This is a genomic window from Kitasatospora sp. HUAS MG31, assembly GCF_040571325.1.
Lineage (GTDB): Bacteria > Actinomycetota > Actinomycetes > Streptomycetales > Streptomycetaceae > Kitasatospora > Kitasatospora camelliae.
In genome coordinates, this window is the sequence record NZ_CP159872.1 from 6,560,292 (window position 1) to 6,583,973 (window position 23,682).

General features: G+C 75.4%; 18 protein-coding genes. 8 read left to right on the top strand and 10 right to left on the bottom strand.

The window, feature by feature from the left end; all coding sequences use genetic code 11:
• Positions 1 to 40: 40 nt before the first annotated feature.
• Positions 41 to 697 carry a hypothetical protein gene (locus ABWK59_RS29300; RefSeq protein WP_354643651.1) on the bottom strand — a complete coding sequence of 219 codons (657 nt, stop codon included), beginning with the start codon at positions 695 to 697 and terminating at the stop codon, positions 41 to 43.
• Positions 698 to 908: 211 nt separating this feature from the next.
• On the opposite strand from ABWK59_RS29300, the gene ABWK59_RS29305 reads away from it, so the two are divergent.
• Positions 909 to 1,784, top strand: coding sequence for a CHAD domain-containing protein (locus ABWK59_RS29305; RefSeq protein WP_354643652.1), 876 nt, complete (start codon positions 909 to 911; stop codon positions 1,782 to 1,784).
• A gap of 106 nt (positions 1,785 to 1,890) precedes the next feature.
• Here ABWK59_RS29305 and ABWK59_RS29310 read toward each other — a convergent pair whose 3' ends face one another.
• Positions 1,891 to 2,625: a uracil-DNA glycosylase gene (locus ABWK59_RS29310; RefSeq protein ID WP_354643653.1), complete on the bottom strand. Its 735-nt coding sequence runs from the start codon at positions 2,623 to 2,625 to the stop codon at positions 1,891 to 1,893.
• Between the two features lie 115 nt (positions 2,626 to 2,740).
• Here ABWK59_RS29310 and ABWK59_RS29315 point away from each other — a divergent pair, with 115 nt between their 5' ends.
• A complete protein-coding gene (locus ABWK59_RS29315) occupies positions 2,741 to 3,646 on the top strand; it encodes a slipin family protein (protein ID WP_354643654.1) in 906 nt (301 codons plus the stop codon).
• Between the two features lie 74 nt (positions 3,647 to 3,720).
• Positions 3,721 to 4,143 (top strand): CBS domain-containing protein, encoded by a 423-nt coding sequence (locus tag ABWK59_RS29320; protein ID WP_354643655.1) that lies wholly within the window; start codon positions 3,721 to 3,723, stop codon positions 4,141 to 4,143.
• A gap of 59 nt (positions 4,144 to 4,202) precedes the next feature.
• On the opposite strand, the gene ABWK59_RS29325 is transcribed toward ABWK59_RS29320, so the two are convergent.
• Entirely contained in the window at positions 4,203 to 4,619 is a 417-nt protein-coding gene (locus ABWK59_RS29325) for a PaaI family thioesterase (protein WP_354643656.1), read from the bottom strand.
• Positions 4,620 to 4,772: 153 nt separating this feature from the next.
• Between ABWK59_RS29325 and ABWK59_RS29330 the strand changes: the two genes are divergently transcribed.
• On the top strand, positions 4,773 to 5,234 hold the full coding sequence (locus tag ABWK59_RS29330) for a hypothetical protein (RefSeq protein WP_354643657.1): 462 nt from the start codon (positions 4,773 to 4,775) through the stop codon (positions 5,232 to 5,234).
• A gap of 228 nt (positions 5,235 to 5,462) precedes the next feature.
• Positions 5,463 to 7,445, top strand: coding sequence for an APC family permease (locus tag ABWK59_RS29335; protein ID WP_354645144.1), 1,983 nt, complete (start codon positions 5,463 to 5,465; stop codon positions 7,443 to 7,445).
• A gap of 27 nt (positions 7,446 to 7,472) precedes the next feature.
• Here the strand turns inward: ABWK59_RS29335 and ABWK59_RS29340 are convergent, their stop codons facing one another.
• Positions 7,473 to 9,518, bottom strand: a complete 2,046-nt coding sequence (locus tag ABWK59_RS29340) for an amino acid adenylation domain-containing protein (RefSeq protein ID WP_354643658.1) — start codon at positions 9,516 to 9,518, stop codon at positions 7,473 to 7,475.
• Between the two features lie 191 nt (positions 9,519 to 9,709).
• On the bottom strand, positions 9,710 to 10,090 hold the full coding sequence (locus ABWK59_RS29345) for a hypothetical protein (protein ID WP_354643659.1): 381 nt from the start codon (positions 10,088 to 10,090) through the stop codon (positions 9,710 to 9,712).
• Positions 10,091 to 10,308: 218 nt separating this feature from the next.
• Between ABWK59_RS29345 and ABWK59_RS29350 the strand changes: the two genes are divergently transcribed.
• Positions 10,309 to 11,301: an endonuclease/exonuclease/phosphatase family protein gene (locus ABWK59_RS29350; protein ID WP_354643660.1), complete on the top strand. Its 993-nt coding sequence runs from the start codon at positions 10,309 to 10,311 to the stop codon at positions 11,299 to 11,301.
• A gap of 22 nt (positions 11,302 to 11,323) precedes the next feature.
• Here ABWK59_RS29350 and ABWK59_RS29355 read toward each other — a convergent pair whose 3' ends face one another.
• From ABWK59_RS29355 to ABWK59_RS29365, 3 genes are all read right to left on the bottom strand, one after another.
• The gene (locus ABWK59_RS29355; RefSeq protein WP_354643661.1) at positions 11,324 to 14,170 is read right to left on the bottom strand and encodes an FAD-binding and (Fe-S)-binding domain-containing protein; all 2,847 of its coding nucleotides are present in this window, start codon (positions 14,168 to 14,170) and stop codon (positions 11,324 to 11,326) included.
• Between the two features lie 52 nt (positions 14,171 to 14,222).
• Positions 14,223 to 15,212: a glycosyltransferase family 2 protein gene (locus ABWK59_RS29360; protein WP_354643662.1), complete on the bottom strand. Its 990-nt coding sequence runs from the start codon at positions 15,210 to 15,212 to the stop codon at positions 14,223 to 14,225.
• Positions 15,213 to 15,423: 211 nt separating this feature from the next.
• A complete protein-coding gene (locus ABWK59_RS29365) occupies positions 15,424 to 16,242 on the bottom strand; it encodes a lytic transglycosylase domain-containing protein (protein WP_354643663.1) in 819 nt (272 codons plus the stop codon).
• A 622-nt stretch (positions 16,243 to 16,864) separates the two neighbouring features.
• Between ABWK59_RS29365 and ABWK59_RS29370 the strand changes: the two genes are divergently transcribed.
• On the top strand, positions 16,865 to 18,148 hold the full coding sequence (locus ABWK59_RS29370; RefSeq protein WP_354643664.1) for a metallophosphoesterase: 1,284 nt from the start codon (positions 16,865 to 16,867) through the stop codon (positions 18,146 to 18,148).
• 76 nt (positions 18,149 to 18,224) lie between these two features.
• On the top strand, positions 18,225 to 19,439 hold the full coding sequence (locus ABWK59_RS29375) for an MFS transporter (protein ID WP_354643665.1): 1,215 nt from the start codon (positions 18,225 to 18,227) through the stop codon (positions 19,437 to 19,439).
• Positions 19,440 to 19,591: 152 nt separating this feature from the next.
• Here the strand turns inward: ABWK59_RS29375 and ABWK59_RS29380 are convergent, their stop codons facing one another.
• Together ABWK59_RS29380 and ABWK59_RS29385 are read right to left on the bottom strand one after the other, a co-directional pair.
• The gene (locus ABWK59_RS29380; RefSeq protein ID WP_354643666.1) at positions 19,592 to 20,353 is read right to left on the bottom strand and encodes a leucyl/phenylalanyl-tRNA--protein transferase; all 762 of its coding nucleotides are present in this window, start codon (positions 20,351 to 20,353) and stop codon (positions 19,592 to 19,594) included.
• Complete coding sequence (locus tag ABWK59_RS29385) at positions 20,350 to 23,550, bottom strand: amino acid adenylation domain-containing protein (protein ID WP_354643667.1); 3,201 nt, start codon at positions 23,548 to 23,550, stop codon at positions 20,350 to 20,352. Before ABWK59_RS29385 ends, ABWK59_RS29380 begins: the two co-directional genes overlap by 4 nt.
• Between the last annotated feature and the right edge of the window lie 132 nt (positions 23,551 to 23,682).

The window sequence follows — 23,682 nt, forward strand, 5'->3', positions numbered from 1 at the left end:
CCGCGCGGGAGCGCGGATCAGGGCCGGGTGGCGGAGGCCGTCAGCAGGCGAGCGCGAGAGCCGGCGGACCGCGCCGCGGCGCGGGGGAGAGGACCACGTCCTCGGGCAGCGGGAGCGGGCGTTCGGCCGTACGGGCCGGGACCAGCGCCTGCGGGCAGGCCGGGAGCGGGGCGAGCAGCAGGGCCCCCAGCAGCGCCCGGAACGGGGTCGCGAGCAGCGTCCCCAGGGCGCGCAGCGCGTCGGCGAGACCGCCCACGGCGGCGTCGCCCAGCCGCAGCCACGCCGCGGAGGCCAGCGCCAGCACCAGGTGCACCGCCAGCACCAGCAGCTGCACGGCGAAGGTGGACCGGCCCGCCCAGCCGCTCAGCAGCGGGCTGCCGTCCACCGAGCCGCCGCCGCAGACCAGCAGGTTGACGCCGTGCGAGGGCACGGCGGTGGCACAGCTGTCCTGGCCGAGGTTGAAGAGCGTGTTGAGCAGCAGCTCGACCGGCAGCAGCACGGCCGACAGGTGCAGGAAGCACCGCCGGGCACCGTCCAGGGCGGCGGCGAGCAGGAACACGCCCGCCGCGGCGGCGGCCACCAGGACCAGCGGGAGGGCCCGCCCGGTGAGCACGACCTGGCCCAGTGCGGCCAGCGGCACGGCGAGCGCGGTGAACACCGCGGCCCGCAGGGCCCTGGTCGCACGGTTCTCGGTCATGGTCACGGAGTATGCCACGCCCGGGCGGGCGGCCATAGACCGCCTCCCGGCCGCGCACGCCTGGGGGGAGGCGAACTGACGGTCCGCCACGGGTGGCGAGGGGCCGTGGCCGGGTCGGGTGGGGGTCGGGGTGCGGTGGCGGGTGCGGTCGGGTGCGGTCGGGTGCGGTGGCGGGGGGAAGGCGGCGGCATACGCTGGAAGGCGCGAAGGGATGGGTGACGCCGTGCCGAGCGATGCGAAGCGGACCGCCGGTGCGGTGCTGACCGCCCGGATCGCGGACCTGGTCGGACGCCTGCGCGAGCTGGAGCCGGCCGTCCGGGCCGACGCTCCGGACGCCGTCCACCAGATGCGGATCACCGCCCGGCGGCTGCGCGGCGCCCTCGGGGCGTACCGGCGGCTGCTGGCCGACGACCTCGGGGCGGTGGAGGAACTCCGCTGGCTCGGCTCCTCGCTGGGGCGGGCCCGGGACGCGGAGGTGCTGGGCGCGAGGCTGCTGGGCCTGGCCCGCGAGCTGCCGTACGACGCCGGGCGGGACGGGGTGGTGTCCGACCTGGAACAGTGGTCGGCCCTGCAGGCCCGGGAGGGCCGGGTGGAGGTGCTCGCCGCCCTCGACAGCGACCGCTACCGGGCGCTGCTGGCGCTGCTGGGCCGGCTCGCCGGGGAACCGCCGCTGACCGCGCGGGCGGGTGAGCGGGCGGACCGGGAGATCGAGCGGACGATCCGGCGGGAGCGGCGACGCACCGAGCGGCGGGTGACGGCGGCTCTGGAGGCGGTGGCCTCGGTGGCGGAGGGCGTCGACAGCGGGTCGGAGCGGGACCGGGCGCTGCACGACGCGCGGAAGGCGGCGAAGCGGGCGCGGTACGCGGGGGAGCTGGGCGGGACGCGGCAGGCGGGGTTCACCCGGCGGATGAAGGCGGTGCAGGACGTGTTGGGGCGCCACCAGGATGCGGTGATCGCTTGCACGACGGTGCGGCGGCTGTCGGACGGGGGGTTCGGGTACGGGGTGCTGTACGGGCGGGAGGTGGCGGCGGCGGAGCGGGCGCGGGAGGAACTGCCGGGGGTGTGGGGGAGGGGGGAGGGGGCGTGATTCGGGGCGGTGCTGCGGGGCCTCTCGGGGTGGGGGATTCGTCGGGGAGAGGGTGCGGGCGAGTGGTGGGCTGGTGGCGCAGTTCCCCGCGGACGGGGCGCTCTTATCAGGACGTCGTGAGGCCCGCGGTGTGGGCGGCGGTGGTGAGGAGGGTGCGGAGCATGAGGGGAGTGAGGCGGCCGGTGTAGGTGTTGCGGGGGCTGACGTGGAAGCAGCCGTAGAGGTGGAGTGGTGGGCCGCCGTCGGTGGCGGGGAGGAGCGCGTGGGCGCCGTGGCCGAAGGCGGGGCGGGGACGGGGGACCTCCCAGCCGGCGGCGGTGAGGGCGGGGAGGACGGCCTGCCAGGCGAAGCCGCCGAGCGCGACCACGGCACGGAGGGTGGGGCGGAGCAGGGTGAGTTCCCGGGCGATCCACGGCCGGCAGGTGTCCCGTTCGGCCGGGGTCGGCCGGTTCTCGGGCGGGCAGCAGCGGACCGGGTCGGTGATCCGGACCCCGCGCAGGAGGAGGCCGTCGCCCGGGCCGACCGAGTGCGGGAGGGAGGCGAGGCCGAGCTCGTGCAGGGTGGCGTAGAGCAGGTCGCCGGAGGGGTCGCCGGTGAAGATCCGGCCGGTCCGGTTGGCGCCGTGGGCGGCGGGGGCGAGCCCGACCAGGACGAGCGGCGCGTCCGGTGGGCCGAAGCCGGGGACCGGGCGGGCCCAGTACTCCTGGTCGAAGAAGGCCCTGCGCTTGGTGCGGGCGGCCTCCTCGCGCCAGGCGACCAGCCGGGGGCAGGCCCGGCAGTCGACCACCAGGGCGTCCAGCTCGGCCAGGGTGCTCAGGCCCGCCGCGGGGTGGTGCTGCATGGCCCGATGGTAGGACGTGGGGCCGCCGGAGGACCGCGCTCGGTGGCGCCGCACGCCGCGGTACCGCGGAGTAGCGTGGGGGTACGGGATCGTGGATGGGGCCGAGGTGGCGGCGATGATCGTACTGGACGTGGTTCTGGCGGTGATCTGCCTGATGGCCGTCTACATGGGTTTGAGCGTGCGCATGGTGCAGCAGTACCAGCGCGGCGTGGTGTTCCGCTTCGGGCGGGTGCTGGAGGAGGTCCGCCGGCCCGGGCTGCAGCGGATCGTGCCGGTGGCCGACCGGCTGACCAAGGTGAACGTGCAGATCGTGACCATGCCCATCCCCGCGCAGGAGGGCATCACCCGCGACAACGTGACGGTCCGGGTGGACGCGGTGGTGTACTTCAAGGTTGTCGACCCGGTGAAGGCCATCGTCAACGTGCAGGACTACAACTTCGCGATGTCGCAGGTGGCGCAGACCTCGCTGCGTTCGATCATCGGCAAGAGCGAGCTGGACGACCTGCTGGCCAACCGGGAGCCGATCAACCAGGGCCTGGAGATCATGCTGGACAACCCGGCGCTCGGCTGGGGCATCCAGATCGACCGGGTGGAGATCAAGGACGTCGCTCTGCCGGAGTCCATGAAGCGCTCGATGGCGCGGCAGGCGGAGGCGGACCGGGAGCGGCGGGCCCGGATCATCACGGCCGACGGCGAGTACCAGGCGTCGGCCCGGCTCTCGGAGGCGGCCGCGATCATGAGCGCCACCCCGGCGGCGCTCCAACTGCGGCTGCTGCAGACGGTGGTGGAGGTGGCGGCGGAGAAGAACTCCACCCTGGTGCTGCCCTTCCCGGTGGAGCTGCTGCGTTTTCTGGAAAGCGCCACCGAGAGCCGTACCGGGAAGTCGGCCGAGAAGGAGCCGGCCGCGCCGCAGGCGGTGGAGCAGCTGGAACTGCCGGACCTGGACGAGGTCCTGGCCCAGCCGCCGCTGGAGCCGCCGACCCCGCTGGAGCCGCGGCGGCCGGACACCCCGGCGGCGTGACACCCGGATGGCGGGTCCGGCCGGCCCGGACCACGATGGAGGGGGAGCAGCCGGCCGAACCGGGAGGCGTGACCATGACCACAGCGAGAGAGATCATGCATCCGGGCGCCGAGTGCGTCGGGGAGACGGAGACGCTCGCCGACGCGGCGCGGATCATGCGGGAACGGGACGTCGGCGCGCTGCCGATCTGCGGGGAGAACCAGAAGCTGCTGGGCATCCTCACCGACCGGGACATCGTGCTGAAGTGCATCGCCGAGGGTCGGGACCCGAGCCTGGTCAAGGCGGTCGAACTGGCCGTCGGGCGGCCGATGGTGGTCGAGGAGGACGAGGACGCCGAGCAGGTGCTGAGGGTCATGGAGCAGCACCTGGTGCGTCGGCTTCCGGTGATCAACCACCCCGACCACAAGCTGGTCGGCATGATCAGCGAGGCCGACATCGCCCGGCACCTGCCGCAGGAGCGGGTGGCGGAGTTCGTCACCACGATCTGTGCCGAGTAGGGCCGGCGAGCCCGCCGTACGGAGTGGAGGCGCCCCCGGTGGGCGCCTCCCGCCGTGTCTCAGCCCGGGAAGGCGTAGACGGTGGTGGCGTGGGCGGCGGGCTCCTCCTCGCCCTCGGGGGTGAGGTCCACGTCGATGAAGCCGAGGCGGCGGCCCAGCTTGGTGACCCGGGCGGTGACCAGCACGTCCTTGCCCAGCACCGCGCGCTGGAAGCTGGTCGACTGCTGGATGGTGGTCATCGGGCCGTACGTGCCGCGGGCCGCGGAGATCGCGACCACGGTCGCCGTGTCGGCCGCCGCCATCAGCGCCTGGCCGGACAGGGCGCCGCCCTCCCGGGCCAGTTGGTCGGACCAGGGGAGCCGGAGCACCGCGTGCCGCTCGCCGGTCTCGACGACCGACAGGCCGAGGGCCTGTACCCAGGGGGCGAAGTTGTCGGCGAGGATGGAGTCGGCCTCGGTGGTGGTGAGAGTCGCCATGGCTGGATGGTAGGCGCCGCCCGTCCGGATGGCGAGACACCCGGGGCCGGTTCGTCAGGGGCGTGCGGGGCGGTCGGCAGGCGCGCGGAGGGGCCGCCCGGGGGTGCGTGGACGAGGGCACGGGAGCTGTCGACACGAGCTGAGGGGGCGGGCATGCGGATGTACTCCACGTCGACCGGGCGGGGCGGGCGGAGGTTCCGGCCGGTGCTGGACCGGGCGCCGGTGGCGCTCTCCGGGGCGGCGGCCCTGGTCGCGGGGGTGGCGCTGGCCTTCGGGCTCTCCTGTCTGGGGGAGCTGCGCGACGGCTGGTTCGCGCTGGCGGCGTTCGCCGCGCTCTGCGCTCTGCTGGGGGCGGGTTCGCGGCCGTGGGCGGCGCCGGTGATCGGCGGCGCGGCCTGGCTGTTCTACAACGGGTTCGCCGAGCACAGCTACGGTGAACTGGGCTGGTCCGGAGTGGAGTTGGTCCGGCTGGCGCTGCTGGTGCTGGCCGCGGCCGCCGGGACGGTGCCGGCCGCCGTACCGCGGCGCACCGTCCGGGCACAGCCGGTGGCGCCGGTGCGCCCCGGGCGCGGAGAGTGGCCCCGGGCCCGGGGGCGGAATGCTCCGGACGACTGATTCCGGGCTCCGCTCCCGGCGGGTTCCCCGAGGGCGCAGGGGCGGGGGCCCGGGCCCAACCGTGCCCGGTCACCGCCCGGTTGACCTGCGGCGACGGCGACGGCCCGGGCGGATTCGGGCGGCTCGGCGGGGTCGCCCGGATCCGGTCGGGCGGCGCCGGGGGCGCATACGCTCGCGAGTGTGTTCAACCTGCCCCAGGCGCTCAAGCGCCTCGTGATCGGCAAGGCCATGCGCAGCGAGGAGCTGGGCGAGACGCTGCTCCCCAAGCGGCTGGCCCTGCCGATCTTCGCCTCCGACCCGCTGTCCTCGGTGGCGTACGCCACGCAGGAGATCCTGCTGGTGCTCACCGTCGGCGGCACCGCGTTCCTCTACCTGACGCCGTGGATCGCGGCGGCCGTGGTGGCGCTGATGACCGTGGTGGTGCTCTCGTACCGGCAGGTGGTGCACGCCTACCCGAGCGGCGGCGGCTCGTACGAGGTGGCGTCGACCAACCTGGGGGCGAACGCGGGGCTGGTGGTGGCCGCCTCGCTGCTGGTCGACTACGTGATGACGGTTGCGGTGTCGGTGGCCTCGGGCGTGGACAACATCATCTCGGCCTTCCCCGGCTTCGACGACTTCCGGGTGCTGATGGCGCTCGCGTTCGTGGCCCTGCTGACCGCGGTCAACCTGCGCGGCGTCCGGGAGTCGGGCAACGCCTTCGCCGCCCCGACGTACCTGTTCATCGGCGCGATGCTGCTGATGATCGCCACCGGGCTGGTCCGGGTGGCGTTCGGACACGCGCCGGAGGCCGCCAGCGCGCAGTACGGGATCATCCCGGAGGACGGCAAGAACACCCTGGCCGGGTTCGCGCTGCTGATGCTGGGCCTGCGCGCGTTCGCCTCCGGCTGTACCGCGCTCACCGGCGTGGAGGCGATCTCCAACGGCGTGCCGGCCTTCCGCAAGCCCAAGTCGAAGAACGCCGCGGCCACCATGGCGGCCATGGGGATCATCGCGGTCACCATGTTCGCCGGGGTCACCGCGCTGGCGATGATCGCCGACGTGCACGTCGCCGCGGACAGCTGCGACCTGACCGGCTTCCCGAACTGCACCACCGAGCCGCAGCAGACCGTCATCGCCCAGCTCGCGGCCTCGGTGTTCGGCGGGGACGACAGCGTGCTGTTCTACCTGGTCCAGGCGGCCACCGCGCTGGTCCTGATCCTGGCGGCGAACACCGCGTTCAACGGCTTCCCGCTGCTGGCCTCGATCCTCGCCGAGCACCGCTACCTGCCGCGGCAGCTCCACACCCGCGGCGACCGGCTGGCCTTCTCCAACGGCATCATCGCCCTGGCCCTGGTGGCCGGCGCCCTGCTGTGGGCGTACGACGCCAACGTCACCGACCTGATCCACCTGTACATCCTGGGCGTGTTCACCTCGTTCACGCTCTCGCAGACCGGCATGGTCCGGCACTGGAACCGCACCCTGGCCGCCGAGACCGACCCGGCCGTGCGGACCGCCGCCCACCGCGCCCGGGCCATCAACGCCCTCGGCGCGGTCACCACGGCGCTGGTGCTGGTGATCGTGCTGATCACCAAGTTCACCCAGGGCGCGTGGCTGGCCGTGCTGGCGGCGGCCGTGCTGTGGACGATGATGCACGGCATCCGCCGCCACTACGACGCGGTGGCCGCGGAGCTGGCGATCACCGACCCGCACGAGGAGGCGGTCCGGCCCCAGAAGGTGCACGGGATCGTGCTGGTCTCCAAGCTCCACAAGGCCACCCTGCGGGCCCTCGGCTACGCCCAGGCGTTCCGGCCGGACACCCTGGAGGCGCTCAGCGTCGCGGTGGAGAGGGACACCACCCGGCAGCTGAAGGAGGCGTGGGACGCCTACGGGATCCCGGTGCCGCTGAAGATCCTCGACTCCCCGTACCGGGAGATCACCAAGCCGGTGGTGCAGTACGTGCGGACGGTGCGGCGCAACGACCCGCGGGACGCGGTGGCGGTGTTCATCCCGGAGTACGTGGTCGGGCACTGGTGGGAGCACGTGCTGCACAACCAGTCGGCGCTGTGGCTGAAGAGCCGGCTGCTGTTCACCCCCGGCGTGATGGTGATCAGCGTGCCGTGGCAGCTGTCCTCCGCGCCGCGGGCGGACCGGCCCGCGCGGCGGGCGCCGGGGGCGATGCGCCGGGGCGAGCCGGCGCAGGTCAAGGACGTGCCGGAGCCGGGGAAGCTGTGAGGCACCGGCCCTGTCGGCAGACCGCCCTCACTCGGACAGGCCTTGGGGCCGCCAGGTGACGAAGCGGGCCACCAGGGCGGCGGCCAGGAGGAGGGTGAGGTTGAAGCCGAGGACCAGGGCCGCCTGGGCGGGCCAGTCGGTGGCGGCGGTGGTGCGGTAGAGGTTGTCCTGGGGCCACCAGGAGGCGAGCAGCCAGCAGACGGCGAGGTGGGTCGCCCGCGCCAGCCAGGCGGGCCGGCCCTGGAGCCGTACCGCCGCCCCGCCCAGCAGCAGGAAGGCCGCGCCCAGCCCGAACCCGGCCGCCTCGCAGACGTACAGGGCCTCGAACACGCCGGCCCACGGGCCGGGGACGGCGGAGGTGTCGGTGGAGCCGGGCCACAGGTCCGGGGTGAGGGCGTAGGCCAGGCCGCCGAGGAACAGGGTCAGCAGGAGGTGGGCGAGCGGTCGCTGCCGGCCCGCGCCGTCCGGTCGGCCGGCGGACCCGCCGCCCTTGACGCCGCGCGGACGGGCCGCCTTGCCGCCGCCCTCGGCCGGCGGGCGGGGAGCCGGCAGCGGCAGGTGCCGGCGGTCCAGCTTGCCGGCCCGGGTGCGGGGGAGGGCGGGCAGCGGGACGACCGCGTCCGGCACCGCGTCGGCGGGCAGCCGCTCGGCCAGGTACGCGCGCAGCGCCCACGGGTCGGCCGGCGCCTCGGCGCCCTCCTCCGGGCCGGTCACCACGTACGCCACCAGCCGGTGGTCGAGCTCGGCGACGGCGCTCTCCTTGACGGCCGGGTGGCCGCGCAGCGCCGCCTCCACCCCGGCCGAGCGGGCGCCGGTCCGGTCGGTGTCGCGGCCGAGGTACTCCAGGAGGCCGTCCGGGCGGCGCCGGGCCAGGTCGCCGGTGCGGTAGATCCGGCCGTCGGGGTCGTGCTCGGTGGTGACGAAGCGGGCCGAGGTCAGCTTGGGCCGGTTGAGGTAGCCGCGGCCGACCCCGGGACCGCCGAGACAGATCTCGCCGACCTCCCCGTCCGCCACCGGACGGCCCTGCGGGTCGAGCAGGTGGACCCGGTTGCCGGGGAACGGGGTGCCGATCAGGGACACCGTCTCCGGGTGCTCGGGCGGGTCGGCGAGGGCGGCGGTGTCGAAGTAGGTGCTGTCCACGGAGGCCTCGGCCACGCCGTACACGTTGAGCACCCGGACGGCGGGGCCCAGGTAGCCCTGGAGACGCAACTGCTCGTCGAGGTACCACTTCTCCGCGCCGACGGTGAGCAGGCGGAGCTGGCCCAGCTCCAGGCCGCGCGGGCGGAGGTGGTCGAACAGGCGGCGCGCGGTGTGGAGGTTGGTCTCCATCACGGTGATCTGCCCGTCCACCACCAGGGCGTGCAGTTCGGCGACGTCCGCCGTCCGGTCGAGGGTGAAGTTGCGGCGGGCCAGCACCAGGACGGCGCCGCTGCCGAGGGCGCGTATCCAGTCCGCGGTGAAGACGTCGAACTCCAGGGTCGCCGTCTGCAGCACCCGGTCGGCCGGGGTGAGGTGGTAGACCTGTTGCCAACCCCGGAAGGAGTGCAACAGGTTTCGGTGCTCGACCACCGCGCCCTTGGGCAGGCCGGTCGAGCCGGAGGTGTAGAACACACAGGCCGGCTCGGTGCCGGAGAGCGTCACCGCGGGCCGCCCGGCGGGCAGTTCGGCGAACGCCGGGGCGGCGGTGTCCACGCAGAGCAGGTCCGCCTCGGCCGCGTCGGCCAGTCGGACCCGGTACACCTCCTCGGTCACCACCACCAGCGGGTCGGCGTCCACCAGGACGTGGCGGATCACCCGGTCCGGGCCGGTCGGCTCCAACGGCACGTACGCCGCACCGGTCTTGAGCACCGCCAGCAGCGCCGTCAGCAGCTCAGGACCGCGGCCCAGGGCGACCGCGGCGATCCGGCCCGGGCCCAGCCCCAGCCCGATCAGGTGGTGGGCCAACCGGTTGGCCCGGGCGTCCAGTTCGCCGTACGACAGCCGCTGGTCGCCGCAGACCACGGCGACCGCCTGGGGCGCCCGCAGCGCCCGCTCCTCGAACAGCTCGTGCACCGTCTGCAGCTCGCCGGTCATGGCGACCGACCCCCCTCCTCGTCCGCGGACATCCCACCCTGTCCGCCCCCACTGACAGTGTGCATGCCGTGCGTCTGGGTGACGGAGGGGTGGGAACGGGTGGTTGCAGACCTGTCACCGGACCGGGACCTCGGCAGGACCTGGCCGGTGGGCCGTCGTCGGGTCGGCGCGCAGCGGGTCCTGACGGTCCGTCAGGCGACGGAGCGGACGGCCGCGACGAAGGCGGCGGGGTCGGTGACGCTCAGCCGCAGGCGGCGCAGCGGGACCGGGATGCCCATCATCCGGGCGGAGGCGGCCGGGTCCACCTCCAGCCGGACCAGGCCCCGCGCGGAACCGTTGACCAGCCAGTCGCCGGCGAAGCCGTGCACGCCCCAGCCGGTCACCCGGCCCGGCGCGGGGGCCGCCGTACGGATCGCGTCCAGCGGTATCCGGGCGCGGAACGCCCAGCCCATCCGGACCTCCAGCGCGCCGGCCGCCAACCGGATCCGCGCGCGGCGCGGGCCCAGCCCGAGCGGCACCGAGAACGGCAGGAACCAGCGGTCGTAGCGGAGGGCGAAATCCTGTTCGGTCACGGACGTCAGCCTCCCACACGGGCCCGGCGGTCGAGCCACCGTCTTGACGGGATCCTGACGGTGGCGGCGATCACCCGGAGGCCGCCCGACCGGCACCCGGCGGAACCGGGTGGTCGGCGAGCCGCGTCTGAAGTCCACGTCGGCCCGACGATCATGGGCCGGTGAGGCAGCGCCCGGCCCGGAGCCGTGCGGCGCGCGGACGAGGACGAGGAGCGCCGATGGCGGTGGGGACCACAGCGACGCCGACCGGGCGGCCGGACACGCCGGCCGGACCCACGGGACGGGTCCGGCGGTGGCTGAGGACCGCGGCGGCGGGTCTGTGCGGGCTGCTGCTGCTCCCCCCGCTGGTGCTGGGCGTGGTGCGGGTGGCGGGCCTGGACGACGGCACCGTCTGGGCGATGCCGATGGCCGGCCTCCCGTACGTGGCGCTGCTCGCGGTCCTCGCCCTGGCGGGATCGGCGGCGCTGCGGTCGCGGTGGCTGGTGGTGGCGGCCGCGCTGGTGACGGTGGCTCACCTGTGGTGGGTGGTGCCGCGGTTCGTGCCCGAGGGTGGCTCGGTGCCGGAGGCCGCCCCGCGGCTGCGGATCGCCACCAGCAATGCGTACCTCGGCGGGGTGGACCCGGACGCGGTGGTCCGGCTGGTCCGCGACCAGCGGGTGGACGTGCTCGCCATGGAGGAACTCGACGCCGGCGCCGCCCACCGACTGGACACCGCAGGACTGACCGAGCTGATGCCGTACCGGGTCCGCCCGGAGGGCCGGGACACCGCGATCTACTCGCGGCTGCCGCTCACCCCGGGCACCGGGCCGCAGACCACGGCCGAGGTGGCGGTCGGCGGACGGACGGTCAAGGTGGTCGCGGTGCACACCTGGTACCCGCTCGGGGACTCCGGCCGGTGGGCCGCCGACTTCCGGTCGATCCGCGCGGAGGCGGCCGCCGGCACCCGGGACGCCGTGTACCTGGGCGACTTCAACGCCACCGTCGACCACGCGCCGATGCGGGACCTGCTGGACCAGGGACTCACCGACAGCCACGCCGAACTGGGACAGGGCATGGCACCGACCTTCCCGGTGGGATGGTCGCTGCCCTCGGTGATCCAGATCGACCACGTGCTGCACGGCGGGGCGCTGCGGGCGGTGGACGTCTCCGAGCACGCGCTGCCGGGGAGCGACCACCGGGCGGTGGTGGCGGAGCTGGCCCTGACGGGGTGAACGGCCCTGCCGGTGGCCGGGCTCAGTGGTCGGCCTCCCGGAGGGCGTCGCGGAGCAGCTGGGCGAGGTGGACGGCCCTCCGGCCGTCGGCGAGTTGGGCGATCTGAGTGCGGCAGCTGAGGCCGTCGGCGAGGACGACGGTGTCCTCGCCGGCCGCCCGGACGGCCGGCATCAGGACGCGTTCGGCCACCGCGACCGAGACCTCGTAGTGGCCGCGGGTGAAGCCGAAGTCGCCCGCCAGGCCACAGCATCCGGAGTCCAGCACCCGGTTGTCCAGACCGGTGCGGGCGTCGATCCGGCGGTCCGCGCCGGTGCCGAGGACCGCGTGCTGGTGGCAGTGGACCTGGGTGATCGCCGATCGCCCGTCCAGACGCGGGAGTTCGGCCCCGGACTCGTCCAGGAACTCGGCGAGGGTCCGGACCCGGTCCGGGAACTCCCGTTCGCCGATCAGCCGGGGCCACTCCTCGCGGAGCGCGGCCGTGCAGCTCGGCTCCAGCCCGACGACCGGCAGCCCCGGCGGCAGCGCCCGCAGGCTGCGCCGCATCACCCGGCGGGCGAGCGAGAGCTGGCCGGTGGAGACCAGGGTGAGCCCGCAGCAGACCGGCCCGCCGGGCAGCCGGACGGCGAAGCCGAGCCGCTCCAGCACCTCCACAGCGGCCATCGCCGGCTCGGGGTCGAGGAGTTCCGCCATCGAGTCCGGCCACAGCAGGACGGGCCGGGCCCCCGCCGGTTCGGGGTGCTGGGCACGGTAGCGGCGGAACCAGGAGGTGAAGGTCCGCTCCGGCAGCGGAGGCAGGTCGCGCCGCGGGTCGATGCCGCCGATCCGCTTCAGCAGGGCCGCGGTCGAGGGCGTCGCCAGCAGCCGGTTGGCCACGCCGGGGGCGAGCGCGGCGGCGCGCAGCCACAGCGGCAGCCAGCCCAGCGAGAGGTGCGCGGCCGGCCGCACACGGCGGCGGTAGTGCTGGTGCAGGAACTCCGACCGGTAGGCGGCCATGTCCACGTGGACCGGGCAGTCGCTGGAGCAGCCCTTGCAGCCGAGGCACAGGTCCAGCGCCTCGCGCACCTCCTCGGAGCGCCAGCCGCCGGTGACCAGGTCGCCGCGCATCATCTCGGCGAGCAGCCGGGCCCGGCCGCGGGTGGAGTGCCGTTCCTCGCGGGTGGCCATGTAGCTCGGGCACATCACCCCGGTGGTCGGGTCCACGCACGTGGCCACGCCCACGCAGCGGTGCACCGCGGTGAGCAGGCTGCCGCCGTCCCGCTCGTAGGGGAGGGCCAGCGGCAGCAGGTCGCGGCCGGCGAAGCGCAGGTCGGCGTCGAGCGGCCGGGGGTCGACCAGGGCGCCGGGGTTGAGCAGGTTCCCCGGGTCCCAGATCCGCTTGAACCGGCCGAACAGGTCGATCACCTCGGGCGGGTACATCCTCGGCAGCAGCTCGGCCCGGGCCTGGCCGTCGCCGTGCTCCCCGGACAGCGAACCGCCGTGCGCCACCACCAGGTCGGCGGCCTCCTCCATGAACGCCCGGAACGCGCCCAGCCGCCGCGGATCGGTCAGCGGATAGTCCAGCCGAAGGTGGACGCAGCCCTCGCCGAAGTGCCCGTACGGCACCCCGCGCAGGCCGTGCCGGGCCAGCAGGGCCCGCAGGTCGCGCAGGTAGCCGCCGAGCCGCTCGACCGGGACGGCGGAGTCCTCCCAGCCGGGCCAGGCCTCCGAGCCGTCCGGCAGCCGGGTGACGATGCCCGCCCCGGACTCGCGGACGGCCCACAGCTGCCGTTGCTCCGCCGCGTCGGTGACCACGGCCGCGGTGGCGCCCCGCTCGCGGCGGACGGCGTCCGCCAGCGCCCGGGCGGCGTCCAGGGCCTCGGCCGGGTCCGCTCCGCCGGCCTCCAGGAACAGCCAGCACGCGCCGGCGGGCAGCCGGTCCAGGGCCGGTGGCCGCGGGCCGGCCGCCAGCAGCGCCGCGATCAGGTCGGCGGCCATCCCCTCGACCGTCAGCGGGCGCAGCGGCAGCAGCGCGGGGACGGCGTCGGCGGCCGCGGTCTCGTCGGGGTAGCCGGCCACCACCAGGGCGCGGGCCGCCGGGGCGGCGACCAGCTCCACGGTGGCGCCGAGCAGCAGCGCGCAGCTGCCCTCCGTCCCGGTCAGGGCGCGGACCAGGTCGTAGCCGCGCTCGGGGAGCAGCGCGTCCAGCGGGTAGCCGGAGGTGCGCCGGGGCAGGTCGGGCATGCCGCGGCGGAGGACCTCCAGGTTCTCGGCGGCCAGGTCCTGGAGGGCGCGGTGCAGGGCGCCCTCGCGGCCCGGCCGTTCCCGCAGCGCGGCCCGCTCGGCGGCGGACAGCGGGCCGGTGACGGTGAGTTCGGTGCCGTCGGCGAGCAGCAGGTCCAGCGAGCGGAGGTTGTCGCTCGTCCGGCCCCAGACCACCGAGTGCGGGCCGCAGGCGTTGTTCCCGATCATCCCGCCGAGGGTGCAGCGGCTGTGCGTGGACGGGTCGGGCCCGAAGCGCAGCCCGTACCGGGAGGCGGCCCGCTGGAGGTCGTCCAGGACCGTGCCGGGCTCGACCCGGGCGGTGCGGGCCTCCGGATCGACCGCCAGGACGCGGCCCAGGTGGCGGCGGAAGTCCAGCACCACCGCGCCGGGGCTGACCGCCTGCCCGCCGATGCTCGTCCCGGCGCCGCGCGGCACCAGCGGGACACCGTGCTCCCGGCAGAGCGCCACCGCGGTACGGACGTCGTCCAGGTCGGCCGGTTTGACCACGCCGAGCGGCGGGTGGCGGTAGTTGGACGCGTCGTGGGCGTAGACGGCGCGCTCGGCCGCGCCGAAGCGGACCTCGCCGCGGAGGGCGCGGGAGAGGGCGTCGGCGAGAGCGTGGGCCATGCCTCGATCATGGCAGGGCCGGACGGCCAGGGGGTTGCGCGCCCGGGACGGCTCAGCGGCGGCCCACGGCGCCGCGGGCGATGTGGGAGAGCTTGGCGACCTCGAAGGCGGCGTAGGCGCCGCTGGCGAGGAGGGAGAACTTGATGCCCTCGCGGCCGTCCGGGCGGCGGTAGCCGTCGGGGACGAAGCGGCGGTAGTGCTCGGCGGCGCGGTGGAAGAACTGCGGCCGCTCGGCCCGCGGCACGCAGCCCGCCAGGTCGAAGACGAACAGGTAGTGCCGGATCATCCGGGTGAACAGGTGCGGCCGCACGGTCTCCAGCTCGGTGCGCTGGTCCAGCATCCCGAAGCTCTGCTCGTACTGGTCGAACACGTCGAAGTGGCTGGCGCCGGGGGAGCCGGTGGGGTGCAGGGTGTGCCGGCGGCGGATGGTCACGCACTCGCGGTCGAGGACCGCGACCCGGTGGGCGGCGAGCATGGCGGCGTGGACCGCGGGCACCTCCTCGTAGTGGCCGTCCGGGAAGGCGGGGGCGAGGCCGCGGCGGAGCAGGCGGTCCCAGGCCAGCGGAGGTGCGCCGAGCAGCTCGGGGCGGTCCAGCGGGGCGAACACCGCGGGGCCGGCTGCGGCCAGCAGCTCGGCGGCGCCGCCCGGCCAGACCCGGTCGTTGTACTCCCGGGCGTGGCCGAACAGCAGGACGTCCACCTCGCCCGTCTCGGTGAGCCGGTCGGCCATCGCCTGGAGGGCGTCCGGCGCCACCACGTGGTCGCTGTCCAGGTAGAGCAGGTACGCGCCGGTGGCGCGGGCGGCGCCGGCGTTGCGGCTGCGGCCGATGCCGACGCTGGCGTCCAGGCGGAGCACGGTCACCCGGGGGTCGCGGATCTCGTAGGCGTCGGCGACCCGCTCCGGACAGTCGGGGGAGCGGTCGACGACCAGCACCACCTCGAAGTCGCGGAACGACTGCGCGAGCAGCGAGTCGAGGCAGTCCTTCAGCTGCTTGTGCTGGTCGTAGGCGGGGAGCACGACGGAGATCAGCGGTGCGGGCATGGGCACGGAGGTTATGGGCGTGGACACGACCACGCAAAGGCCGGAAGTCGCCCGAAGTCGTGCAATTCCGGTCATAGAAGAAGCAACGTACGCGAAATCTTCACGAGATACCCACGCGTACCGCGAGGTCGCCCCGAACGGCGCAGGGCGGCCGCACCCCCGAGGGGTCGGCCGCCCTGCGCATGTACCGGCCGGTAGCCGGTCGGGTCGGTCAGTACCAGTGGTGGGTCTGCCAGAACGCCCAGGCGGCGCACGGGCTGCCGTACCGCTCGTTCATGTAGGCGAGGCCCCACTTGATCTGGGTGGCCGCGCTGTCCTGCCAGTCCGGGCCGGCGGAGGCCATCTTCGAGCCGGGCAGGGCCTGGACCAGGCCGTACGCGCCCGAGGACGGGTTGGTGGCGTGGACGTTCCAGCCGCTCTCGTGCTCGACGATGTTGCTGAAGCACTGCAGCTGGCCGGCCGGGACCAGCTGGGCGGCGATCTGCTGCGGAGTGCCGGTCAGCGCGCTGCGGGCCTGCGAGCGGGAGGCGGCCTCGGCCGCGGCCTTCGCCTTGGCGTCCGCCTCGGCCTTGGCCTTGGCCGCCGCGGCGGCCCGGGCCTTCGCCTCCGCCGCGGCCTTCGCCCTGGCCTCCTCGGCCGCGCGGGCCTCGGCCTGCGCCTGGGCCTCGGCCTGCGCCTTGGCGTCCGCCTCGGCCTCGGCATCGGCTTCCGCCTTGGCCTGGGCCTCCGCGGCCGCCTGGGCCTCGGCGGCCGCCTGGGCCTCCGCGGCGGCCTGGGCGTCGGCGGCGGCCTTGGCGTCCGCCTCGGCCTTGGCCTGGGCGTCGGCGACGGCTTGGGCGTCGAGTGCGTCAGCGGTCGGGGCGGAGCTGACGACGGTCCGCGGGGCGGCGACCTCGGCGACGGGGGCGTCCTGCGGCAGGGCCAGCGCCAGGGTCGCCGAGCCGGCCACGGCGAGCGTGGCGACACCGGTGATCACGGCGTTGCGGCGCCGGCGGAGCTTCGCGGGGAGCTGGGCGTGCTTGGGGGGCATGCGGGCGGACAACCTCTTCCGTCGTGCGGGGCCGGTCCGGGCGCACGGGTGGTGCGACGCGTGTTCGCGGAGCAGGCCCGTCGGCCCGGGGAGCGGCCGTGGCGCCCCGTCGTACGGACCGGGGCGGGCGGGGGAACGCGGCGGAGAACCGCCGCGCCGCCTTGCGGCCCGCACATTCTTCTCAGACCCCCGGAAGGGCGGCAACGAGCCCGGGAACTACGGCCGGTAGTAGGCGAACCGACGCGCCCGGGGCCCGCACGGGCGCTCCGGCCGCGCTTACCCACTCCTTACGCCTGCCGGGCCGGGGGCCTCCGACCTGCCGGGATCGGGTGGCTGACCAGCGGGGATTCCCCGGCGGGCGGCCGTCGGCGGGCCCGTGGCCCGCGGCCGGGTGTGTCGCGGAGCCGGCCACCGACTATCCAGGACCGTAGTGCTCCCGGGGCGTGTGGGCGGGCTCACAGCGGAGCCGCGGCGGGATCGGCGCAGCGCGACCGGGCGGCTACGGTCCGGGAGCGGGTACGTGGGCTGCTGTGTGGATGCGCCGGCGGTGTGGTCGGGCCGGGGGTGACGCGCGGCACACCCCGGTGGCCGGGGCGGAGCGGCGGAATCCGATACTGACCGCATGGTGATCGCACTGGTGCTGCTGCTGGCCGTGGTCTCCGTCGTCGCAGGGGCGCAGTGGTACCTGTGGCGGCGGCTGGTCCGGGACGTCTCCGCCCCCGGTGGCCGGTACCGGCGAGCCGGCACGGTCCTCGCCGTGGTGCTGCCGCTGCTCAGCGTGGGCGCGGTGGTCGGCGGACGGCTGCTGCCGCTGGCCGCGGAGCGCTGGCTGGCCTGGCCGGGGTTCCTGTGGATGCCGTCGATGCTCTATCTGGTGCTCGCCCTGCTGGTGGCGGAGCCGGTGCGGTACCTGCTGCTGCGGCGGGCCCGGCGAGCGGCGGCCGCCGCCCGGGTGCCGGGGGCCGCGCCGGAGCGGGTGGCGGTGGCGGTCGGCGGCCGTTCCGGCCCGGACGTCACGGAGGGTGCGGCGGAGGGTGCGGGGGAGCGGGAGGCGGGCGAGGTCGGCGAGGGGTCGGTGGACCCGTCGCGGCGGCTGTTCGTGGCGCGCACCCTGGCGGTGGCCGCGGGCGGCGCGGCCGCGGCCGTGGTGGGCAACGGCGCGTACGGGGTGCTGCGCGGCCCGCGGCTGAAGCAGGTCACCGTCCCGCTGGCGAAGCTGCCGCGCCGGGCGCACGGCTACCGGATCGCCGTGGTCAGCGACATCCACCTCGGGCCGATCCTCGGCCGCGCGCACACCCGGCGGATCGTCGACACCGTCAACGGCGCCCAGCCCGACCTGATCGCCATCGTCGGCGACCTGGTGGACGGCAGCGTCCCCGACCTCGGCCCGGCCGCCGTGCCGCTGGCCGACCTGCGGGCCCGCGACGGCGCGTACTTCGTCACCGGCAACCACGAGTACTTCTCGGGTGCCGCCCCCTGGGTGGAGTTCGTCCGCGAGCTCGGCATCCACCCGCTGGAGAACGCCCGCACCGAGCTGCCGTGGTTCGACCTGGCCGGGGTCAACGACATCGCCGGCGCGGCCGAGGGCCACGGGCCGGACTACGACCGGGCGCTCGGCGACCGCGACCGGGCGCGCACCGCCGTCCTGCTCGCCCACCAGCCCGTCACCATCCACGACACCGTCAGGTACGGCGTCGACCTCCAGCTCTCCGGGCACACCCACGGCGGCCAGCTCTGGCCCGGCAACTACATCGCGGAACTCGCCAACCCGACCGTCGCCGGCCTGGAGCGCTACGGCGACACCCAGCTGTACGTCACCCGGGGCGCCGGCGCCTGGGGGCCGCCGGTCCGGGTCGGCGCGCCCTCCGACATCACCGTGATCACCCTGGCCTCGCCCGCGGCCTGACGGTCCGTCGGCCATGACGTCTCAGCAAATGGAATTGTCTGTCTCATGATGCGGTAGCCGTCCTAGGGTCGGCGGCATGGACCAGTACGCGCGGCACCGCAAGTGGCTGATGCTCGCCCTCGGGACGGGCGGACAGACCGCCAGTACCACCGTCTGCTACGGCCTGCCCTACCTCATCCCCGCCCTGCGCACGGAGTACGGGCTCGGCCTGGCGCAGGCCGGACTGCTGGTCTCCTGCCCGATCCTCGGCATCCTGCTGGCGCTGATCGGCTGGGGCGTGGTGGCCGACCGCCGGGGCGAGCGGTTCGCGCTGGCCGCCGGGCTGCTCCCGGCGGCGGCCGTGCTGGCGCTCGCCACGGGCACCCGCGACGTCCGGGTGCTGGCGGTGCTGCTGGTGCTGACCGGCGCGGCCGGGGCCTCGGTCAACTCGGCCTCGGGACGGCTGGTGATCGGCTGGTTCCCGGCTGAGCGGCGGGGCATCGCCATGGGCGTCCGACAGGCCTCCCAGCCGCTCGGCGTAGGGCTCGCCGCCGCCACCCTGTCGCCGATCGCAGGCCTCGGCGGCACCGCGGCCGCGCTGGGATTCTGCGCGGCCCTGTGCGGGGTGGCCGGCGCCGCCGTCGCCCTCTGGGCCGTCGACCCGGCCCGGCCCACCCCGGAGGAGGCCGCCCGGACCGCCTCCCCCTACCGCGGCGGCTACCTGTGGCGGCTGCACGCCGCCGCCGGGCTGCTGTGCGTGCCGCAGTTCGTGGTCACCGGGTTCGCGCTGGTCTTCCTGATCGAGGCCCGAGGCTGGTCGGCGGGCACGGCGGGCGGGGTGCTTGCCGCCGCGAACCTGGCAGGCGCGGGGGTCCGGCTGCTCGCCGGGTGGTGGTCGGACCGGGTGGGGAGCCGAGTGCGGCCGATGCGGGTGCTGGCGCTGGCGACGGCCGGGGACGTGGTGCTGCTGGCGCTGGGCGCGGCGCTGGACTCCCCACTGGGGACGGGGGCGCTGCTGCTGGCGGCGGGGCTGACGGTGAGCACCAACGGGCTGCACAACACCGCGGTCGCGGAACGGGCCGGTCCGGTGTGGGCGGGACGGGCGCTGGGGGTCCACGGGGTCGGGCAGCACCTGGCGGTGGTGGGGGTGCCGCCGGTGGCGGGTGCGGTGATCGCGGCGCACGGGTACGCACCGGCGTTCGCGGCGGCGGCGGTGGCGCCGGTGGTTGCGGCGGCGCTGATACCGGGGGCCTCGCGCCGGTCCGGAGCGGGCCGGCCACTCCAGCGCGCTGCGGGAGGCACTCCGCCGTAAGGTCCGGGCAGCCCGCAGCACCACTGCTTGTTGCGGGGTGCGGGCGGTCACCTTCCGCCCCGCGCAGTTCTCCCCCAGCCTTCGGCCGGGAGGTGCCCCAGAGGTGCCCCCACGCGCCCCTGTCGGGGCTGGCGGGTGCCGTGAGGTGGGCTTCAGGCGAGGCGGTGGGCGGGGAGCCGGGTGGCGGGGGGCGGGCCGGCTTCGGGGCCGGTGTGGAGGACGGTGAGGTAGTGGGCGCGGGGGACGGGGGTGGCGCCGAGGCTGCGGATGTGGGGGCTGTCCCACTGGGCGTCCAGGAGGAGCCCGCCGACGGTGGCGAAGCGGGCGGCGAGGTCGGCGACGGCGACCCGGGAGGCGTCCGGGCGGCGGTGGAACATGGAGTCGAGGCTGAGCACGGGCCCGATCCGGACGCCGAACACCCCGCCGACGAGCTCCTCGTCCTCCCAGACCTCCACGCTGTGCGCCCGCCCGAGGCGGTGCAGCGCCCGGAGGCCGCTGAGCAGGTCCCCGGTCAGCCAGCGGGGCTCGCGCCCCTCCCCGCACAGGTCCACCACCCGCTCGAAGTCCCGGTCCGCGGTGGTGGACCAGTCGAGCCGGTTGCGCAGCCGCCGCCGCAGCCGCCGGCCGAGCCGGACCGCGGTGGGCGGCACCACCGGCCGCGGGTCGGGGGACCACCAGGCGACCTGGTACGGCACCTCCTCCTCGCCGCCCGGCACCGCGATGGCCCGGGCGGCGACCTGAGATTCGTACAGGGCCTCGTTCATGAACCGGCCGTAGTCGTCAGCGGCGGGCATCGGGAACAGGCCGCAGCCGTACGCGGCCAGCAGGCTCTCCGGGCCGAGGTCCGCGCAGAACGCGGCGGGTGCGTCGGCGGGGGCGGCCGACAGGTCGAGCGTCTGCCAGAAGGGCCTCATGCGGCCTGCTCCAGGTGGCCGTGGGACTCCAGCCGGTCCAGGTAGAAGTCCAGCAGGCCGTCGTCGACCGGCGGGAACTCGATGCCGGTGCCGCGCAGTTCGCGTTCGGCGTTGATGCGGGTGAACCGCGGGAAGGTGGGGTGGAAGTACATCTCGCTGATCGACAGGTCGGTGCCGGCCGAGCGGTCGACGAACAGCGGGACGAACGGGGTGATCGGGTGCTCGGGGTGCTCGGACGCGTACGCCACCAGTTGTTCCACCCAGGACTGGTAGGGGATCCGCCGGACCGGGCGGCCGCGGGCGGTGAGCCGGTCGGCGAGGGCGGGCAGCAGGGCCGGGCTGGGGTTGGTGAGGTGGTAGACCCGGCCGTCGGCGGGCGCGGTGACCGCCAGGTGGGCCAGCGCGCGGGTGAAGGAGTCGGCCGGGACGAAGTCCAGCGGCAGCTGGACGTCCGGGCAACTCCCGCTGTCCGCGAGGTACTTGATGATGGCGTAGAGCTCGGTGGCGGTGTTGGTGGTGCCGGTGACCAGGTCGCCGGTGACGTCGTTGACCCGGTACACCGCGACCGGCAGCCCGGCGGACGCCGCGTTGTGCAGCAGGGCCTCGGCCACCCACTTGCTCTCCACGTACCCGACCGAGAGGTGCTCGGGGTGGCCGAGCGGGGTCTCCTCGGAGATCTCGCCGATCCCGGCCGGTCCGAACCCGGCCATCACGGCCATGCTGGAGAGGTAGTGCACCGGTATCCCGCGCGAGTGCCCGGCCAACCGGATCACCTCGCGGGTGCCGGCCACGTTGGCGGCCCTCAACTGGCGGTACGGGTAGAGGAAGTTGACCTGCCCGCCGAGGTGGTGGATGGCGTCCAGGCTGTCGGCCAGCTGCTCGAAGCGGGGTCGGCCGAGTCCGAGCAGCGGCTCGGCCAGGTCGCCGACCAGCGGGACCACCCGCTGGGAGCTCAGGTCGTGGCGCAGGTACCGCTGGTGCGCGGCGCGCAGCCGTTCCATGCCGTGCTCCCGGTCGGGAGCGCGGACCAGGCAGTGCACCCGGGCGTCGGTCCGGGCCAGCAGGTTCTCCAGCAGGTGGGCGCCGCAGAAGCCGGTCGCGCCGGTGAGCAGGATCTCCCGCGGCCGCTCCCAGGCGGGGGTGGCGCCGGCGGTCCGCCGGACCGGTACGCCGAGTTCGGCCTCGGCGGTGAAGTCGATCCGCTCGGGGACGCCGGACCCGTTGGCGATGCCGGACCGGGCCTCCTGCACCATCGCGGTGAACGCGCCGAGCGTGGGGTTGCGCAGCAGGGCCCGGGTCAGCTCGCGGACCAGGCCGATGCCGAGGCCGAACATGATCCGGGCGCGGGCCAGCATCTCCATCGCCAGCAGGGAGTTGCCGCCGAGTTCGAAGAAGTCGTCCAGGGCGCCGACCTCGTCCACGCCGAGCAGCTGCGCCCACAGGTAGGCGAGGCCGTGCTCGGTGGCGGTGCCGCCGTTTCCGCCCCTCCCGGCGGGCGGACCGGCCTTCACCAGGCTCTGCCGGTCCACCTTGCCGGCCGGGGTCACCGGCATCTGCTCGACCGCCACGAAGGAGGCCGGCACCAGGTAGTCGGGCAGCCGCTCGGCGAGGAACTCGCGGATGTCGCCGGTCTCCTGGCCGGTCCGGGTGTAGTACGCGGTCAGCGACCTGGTGCCGCCGTCCTCGTCCACCGCGAGCACCCGGGCCTGGCCGACCCCCGGGTGCTCGGCCAGCACGGCCTCCACCTCGGCCGGGTCGACCCGGAAGCCGCGGACCTTGACCTGCTCGTCGGTGCGGCCCAGCAGCTCCAGGTTGCCGTCCGGCCGCCACCGCCCGGCGTCCCCGGTGCGGTACATCCGCCCGCCGGGGCCGCCCGCGTACGGATCGGGCAGGAAGACCTGGGCGGTCAGGTCGGGGCTGCCCCAGTAGCCGCGGGCCACGCCCAGGCCGCCGATGTACACCTCGCCCCGGCGGCCCGGCGGCACCGGGCCCAACTTCTCGTCCAGGACGTGGACATGGGCGCCGAGCAGCGGACGGCCCACCGGGACCGGCGCGTGTGCGGGGGCGTGCAGCAGCCCCTCGTCCAGGTCGCACAGGGTGGAGGTGATCCCGGCCTCGGTGAGGCCGTAGGCGTTGAGCAGGCGGGTGCCGGGCAGCCGGCGCAGGCTGGTGCGGCAGTCCTCGGCGTGCACGGTGTCGCCGCCGACGATCAGCAGCCGCAGGGCGGCCGGGGGCCGGCCGCCGTCGGCCAGCACCTCCAGGAAGCGGTGCCAGTAGGTCGGCGTCAGGTCGGCGACGGTGAGCCGCAGTTCGGGGATCCGGTAGGCCAGCTCGATCGGCGCCCAGGTGTGCCGGCCGCCGAGCACCAGGGTGGAGCCGCTGATCAGCGGCGCGAGGATCTGCTCCAGCGAGGTGTCGAAGCCCAGGGCGCCCAGCTGCAGCACCCGGTCCTCGGGGGTCAGCCCGTACGCCTCGGCCACCCGGGAGAGGGCGAAGGCCAGCGCGCGGTGGTTGACCAGCACGCCCTTGGGCACTCCGGTGGTGCCGGAGGTGTAGATGAGGTAGGCGAGGTCCTCCGGGAGCACCTCGCGGGCGGGCGGCCGGTCGCCCGCGAGGGCCACGCAGTCCTCCACCGTCACCGCGGCGGGCCCGAACAGCCAGGACTGCTCGTGGGCGCTGATCACGGTGGCGGCCCCGGAGCTGCGGACCAGGTTCCGCAGCCGGGAGGCCGGATGGGCCGGATCCAGCGGCATGAAGGCGCCGCCGGCCTTCAGCACCCCGAGCAGGGCGGCCACCATGTCCGCCGTGCGCTCCAGGCACACCGGGACGACCGACTCCGGACCGACGTCCCGTTCGCGCAGCCCCGCCGCCAGCCGGTCGCTGCGCCGGTCCAGGGCGCGGTAGTCGAGCGGTCCGTCCTCGGACAGCACCGCGACCGCGTGCGGGGTCCGGGCGGCCTGGCGGCGGAACAGCTCGGGGACCGTCCGGCCGTGCGGGGACGGCCCCACGGGGCGCAGGTCGTGCCAGCGGGAGCGCACCACGTCCAGGCACTCGGACCGGGGCGCGGGCCCGGACACGGCCGTCCAGCCGTCCGGTACCGGAAGGCTTTCCGGCCAGATCGCGTACTGACCGACATCGTTCCGCAGAACGGCGCTCTGCGCGCCGCCGGGCGATTTCGAGTGATTCGGCTTGTCCACCGGCCAGACCTCGGGAGTGCGGTGAAGGGAATTGCCGGCGGACCTCGCCGACGGGCGGTGGGATCGTCGCCACCTGCGGAAGGGCCGGAAATGCGGGCCGTTCCGCGCCTGATATTTCGACTATAGGCACAC

Coding starts and splice junctions, on each gene's coding strand:
- ABWK59_RS29300 (WP_354643651.1), bottom strand. CDS start 697: ATGACCGAGAACCGTGCGACCAGGGCCCTGCGGGCCGCGGTGTTCACC.
- ABWK59_RS29305 (WP_354643652.1), top strand. CDS start 909: ATGGGTGACGCCGTGCCGAGCGATGCGAAGCGGACCGCCGGTGCGGTG.
- ABWK59_RS29310 (WP_354643653.1), bottom strand. CDS start 2,625: ATGCAGCACCACCCCGCGGCGGGCCTGAGCACCCTGGCCGAGCTGGAC.
- ABWK59_RS29315 (WP_354643654.1), top strand. CDS start 2,741: ATGATCGTACTGGACGTGGTTCTGGCGGTGATCTGCCTGATGGCCGTC.
- ABWK59_RS29320 (WP_354643655.1), top strand. CDS start 3,721: ATGACCACAGCGAGAGAGATCATGCATCCGGGCGCCGAGTGCGTCGGG.
- ABWK59_RS29325 (WP_354643656.1), bottom strand. CDS start 4,619: ATGGCGACTCTCACCACCACCGAGGCCGACTCCATCCTCGCCGACAAC.
- ABWK59_RS29330 (WP_354643657.1), top strand. CDS start 4,773: ATGCGGATGTACTCCACGTCGACCGGGCGGGGCGGGCGGAGGTTCCGG.
- ABWK59_RS29335 (WP_354645144.1), top strand. CDS start 5,463: ATGCGCAGCGAGGAGCTGGGCGAGACGCTGCTCCCCAAGCGGCTGGCC.
- ABWK59_RS29340 (WP_354643658.1), bottom strand. CDS start 9,518: ATGACCGGCGAGCTGCAGACGGTGCACGAGCTGTTCGAGGAGCGGGCG.
- ABWK59_RS29350 (WP_354643660.1), top strand. CDS start 10,309: ATGGCGGTGGGGACCACAGCGACGCCGACCGGGCGGCCGGACACGCCG.
- ABWK59_RS29355 (WP_354643661.1), bottom strand. CDS start 14,170: ATGGCCCACGCTCTCGCCGACGCCCTCTCCCGCGCCCTCCGCGGCGAG.
- ABWK59_RS29360 (WP_354643662.1), bottom strand. CDS start 15,212: ATGCCCGCACCGCTGATCTCCGTCGTGCTCCCCGCCTACGACCAGCAC.
- ABWK59_RS29365 (WP_354643663.1), bottom strand. CDS start 16,242: ATGCCCCCCAAGCACGCCCAGCTCCCCGCGAAGCTCCGCCGGCGCCGC.
- ABWK59_RS29370 (WP_354643664.1), top strand. CDS start 16,865: ATGGTGATCGCACTGGTGCTGCTGCTGGCCGTGGTCTCCGTCGTCGCA.
- ABWK59_RS29375 (WP_354643665.1), top strand. CDS start 18,225: ATGGACCAGTACGCGCGGCACCGCAAGTGGCTGATGCTCGCCCTCGGG.
- ABWK59_RS29380 (WP_354643666.1), bottom strand. CDS start 20,353: ATGAGGCCCTTCTGGCAGACGCTCGACCTGTCGGCCGCCCCCGCCGAC.